Origin of the sequence: Mesobacillus sp., from assembly GCF_049588175.1 — a bacterium.
GTDB lineage: Bacteria > Bacillota > Bacilli > Bacillales > Cytobacillaceae > Mesobacillus.
The window spans coordinates 1-3,456 of record NZ_JBAVFI010000218.1; the positions used below are offsets into that span (position 1 = coordinate 1).

A 3,456-nucleotide genomic window follows, 5' to 3' on the forward strand; every position below is an offset into this window, starting at 1 on the left:
AACAACTCGACGCTCTTTTTTCTCGTTGAGTTGTTCTCGGACCCGTGCTCCAATCAACTTATTTATAAAGTTAGCTATTAATACAACAATCTTTTAGAAAACAACCTGAAAAAAAAGCAACATTCAAACGTTGCTTTTTCCCACTTATCATATTCAAAATTTTGTACAGGAGAACTCCAAACTCAAAATAATTGAATTCTGCTATGGATTGGACTTTTTCAAAAAAGATACTTATCAGTTATAAAAATGAACCAGCATCTATGCTATCAGAATTCTTCCCCTTCACCTGCTTTAACGTCGCGACGATCAGAAAGCTGACAATCACTAATAAGAGCCATGAACTCACTTTCCCCAGATGTACGAGGCTCCAAGCATCGGCCTGGTTTGGATATTCCCAGGCTCCAAAGAACGTTGCGATATTTTCGGCTATCCATATAAAAAATCCGATGAGCACAAAGGAAAGGGCGAGCGGCATTCGGTAACGCGTTCCATCCACTTCGTATGTGACCCATGATTTCCAGAAGACGATCATGACAAGTCCTGATAGCCACCAACGAACATCCAGCCAATAGTGGTGGGTGAAAAAGTTCAAGTAAATCGCCGCTGCCAAAGGTACTACCAGCAAAAACGGCGGCCACTTAACCAGTTCAACCTTTAACCGTCTCCAGGCCTGGCAAAGATAACTAGCTACACTTGCGTACATGAATCCGCTGTACAATGGCACTCCGAAAATTTTAGAATATCCTTCCCCCGGATAAGACCAGGAGCCCATATGGACCTTGAAAAGTTCAAGCGCGATGCCAATTAGGTGGAACAATGAGATCACCTTAAGTTCATCCCGTGTTTCAAGTCCAGAGCGCACCATCCCCCACTGCATCAAAAGGCAGATGATGAGCAGCCAGTCATAACGCGGCAGGAACGGAAGTGGAATGAGTTGTGTTAAAGCCAAAGAGGCAAAAATTACGACAGGAAATAAACAGGATAGGGCCTGCTCCCAGCCAAACCGAACGAGTTGTTTTAGTGCTCTGATGATTTGCGCCTCCTTGATTACATTCATGAGGACCTCCCCTTTTAAAAAATACATGAAAAAGAAAGCTGCCTTTTTCATTCATGTTAAAATTCCTGCTACTGTGTGTCATCATCACTTCGGTATTCCAAGATATCTCCCGGCTGACATTCCAATGCTTTGCAAATGGCCTCCAAAGTGGAAAACCGAATCGCTTTTGCCTTTCCATTTTTCAATATAGAAAGGTTAGCCATTGTGATTCCAACCCTCTCCGAAAGTTCGGTTACGCTCATTTTCCTTTTAGCCAGCATCACATCAATATTGATAATAATCGCCATTGCTTTCACCTCAGACCGTTAAGTCATTTTCAGATTTTATATCGATGGCATTTTTCAATAGCTTTTGAAGAACAGCCGCAAAGACGGCAATCACCATACTGCCAAAAATAATCACCAATCCGATCAGGATGATCCCTGGGGCATCGTCTACCTCAGCCATGAGATAGATGAGTGGCATGAATATCACAAATAAGGCACTGATGGTGATGGCACAGTATTTGATCTTCTTTAACGCCATTACTGATAGGTCCGAAAACGCCTCGTTCTTGTCAATATAGCTTAAAAGTCTTAAAGTCTGATACAATGCAGCGAAAAATGCAAGCACTGTTACATACAAACCGATTAAAAAAGGATATTGCAAAAAATCTAGCTTTGGATTTAATTCCGCAAAAAATTCAGCGATCTCAGGTAACACAAATATGCTCAATGCAAGGACAGGAAGTCCCATAAGAAAAACAACTACCTTTAAAAAGAATGTTTCCCGTTTCATAAAAAGCACCTCACTTAATTATTGTTCAGATTGAATTTACCACGGTTTTTATCGATTATCAATAAATAATTAATGATTATAAAGATATTCTTATCGAAGTGTAAATACTTTCACAAAATAAAAAGCATTCCTCATGATAAGGAAATGCTTGATCACAGGGACGTACCCTTTGCTTCTTTAAATGACTGACTGGTGTCCAGCACAATCATATTGAACTCCGGTGAAAGACCCTTTTAGTAAACAAACAGAAGCATAAGATACGTCCCCATGCTTCTTCTTTTATACTTCGTCCCAAGAGCGATACATTTGTAAAACCTTGCATTTGACTCTCCCTGATGGAACGGTCAAATTTGTTTCCTCGCCAATTTTCAAACCGATCAGCTTCATCGCAACAGGTGTGCCATAGAAAAGTTTGTTCTGATCGATATTCGATTCACCGTAGCCAACAATTTCATAGATTTCTTCTTCTGTAAAATCGGGATATTCACATGAACACTTTACGATCGAGCCAATTTCAACTATTTCCGTATTGCGCTCATCGAACTGAATCACTTCAGCCGTTTTATACAGATGTTGGATTTCACGAATGCGTTCTTCTACGATTCGTTCATCCTGCTCTAATTTATGAAAATTAGGATTGGCTAACTTATCATCTCCGCAAGCATTAAAAGCAATATTTTTATCCAAGCGTACCTGTTTCAATTCTTGTTCCAAATCCACGATTTGTTGAAGAATCAACTGCTCTCCATTAGGTGTGATTTTTACTGACATATTATTTCTCCTTAAACGTATCCTGGCACATCATCTTCTATAAAAAAAACGCCAACTTCTATTTAATAGAAATCAGCACTTCGTTTATTGGATTTACGAGCAAAGGGACGTACCCTTTGCTCCGCGTTGATGACTGGTGTGCGGCACAAAATATTGAAAACCGGTGAAAAATCCTTTTCACAAACGGAAGCATAAGGTACGTCCCCATGCTTCCCGGTTAGCGTGATTCTTTTGGGGGCTGGCAGACGTCACATTTGCGCTGGTTATTATTTTTAAACTTCGTAAATGTTTTTTCAAAGTTGCTGCCACATGCACATTTAAATAATAATTTTTGAGAAAAACCGTGATATTCCGTTGATAGCAGCTTACTTTCTGAATTCTTCTCAACAAATTCATTAATTTTCGCGATTGTCCATCGTTTATTCATTCTCTTACACCTCTAAATTTTATCGCTAGGCGGATACTTTTTTGGCATCCGTTCAATTATGAGCAAAAGTCGTAATTAACCTAAGTTCCTCATTATAACATGAGCCGGCACACAAATAAACAGGCCACAAAGTTCTCTTGTATCAGGGCATTCCCAGTAGATTTTCCCTGTCTGCTCAATTGCTCCTTAATTCTCTAAGCATTTGAAAAATCTGTCCCCTGTGATGTGATTCATGTTCAATCAGGTGATAAACGACCCATTCAGGGGTTACATCATATTCCTCAAGTACCCTGGCTTTCCGCCAATCCTCTTTTGTCATTGTCTTGAAAACTGAAAGAAACACTTCACGTACTTTTTTAAGCCGGGTAAAATGCTCATCGATACTTTCTCCATCGAAGTGAGTTAGCTTTCCATTAGTCCAGCC

Annotated in this window: 6 protein-coding genes; all 6 read right to left on the bottom strand. The window is 39.9% G+C overall.

Features of this window, described 5'->3' with window-relative positions:
* Positions 1 to 238: 238 nt before the first annotated feature.
* On the bottom strand, positions 239 to 1,030 hold the full coding sequence (locus WB217_RS05450) for a DUF817 domain-containing protein (RefSeq protein WP_423991400.1): 792 nt from the start codon (positions 1,028 to 1,030) through the stop codon (positions 239 to 241).
* 95 nt (positions 1,031 to 1,125) lie between these two features.
* The gene (locus WB217_RS05455) at positions 1,126 to 1,344 is read right to left on the bottom strand and encodes a helix-turn-helix transcriptional regulator (protein WP_335429287.1); all 219 of its coding nucleotides are present in this window, start codon (positions 1,342 to 1,344) and stop codon (positions 1,126 to 1,128) included.
* Between the two features lie 10 nt (positions 1,345 to 1,354).
* On the bottom strand, positions 1,355 to 1,834 hold the full coding sequence (locus tag WB217_RS05460; protein WP_423991392.1) for a DUF2975 domain-containing protein: 480 nt from the start codon (positions 1,832 to 1,834) through the stop codon (positions 1,355 to 1,357).
* Positions 1,835 to 2,113: 279 nt separating this feature from the next.
* The gene (locus WB217_RS05465; protein ID WP_423991394.1) at positions 2,114 to 2,605 is read right to left on the bottom strand and encodes a GreA/GreB family elongation factor; all 492 of its coding nucleotides are present in this window, start codon (positions 2,603 to 2,605) and stop codon (positions 2,114 to 2,116) included.
* Between the two features lie 217 nt (positions 2,606 to 2,822).
* Positions 2,823 to 3,032 (bottom strand): hypothetical protein, encoded by a 210-nt coding sequence (locus tag WB217_RS05470; RefSeq protein WP_423991396.1) that lies wholly within the window; start codon positions 3,030 to 3,032, stop codon positions 2,823 to 2,825.
* A gap of 175 nt (positions 3,033 to 3,207) precedes the next feature.
* The coding region (locus WB217_RS05475; protein ID WP_423991398.1) for a DinB family protein at positions 3,208 to 3,456 on the bottom strand (249 nt) is incomplete at its 5' end.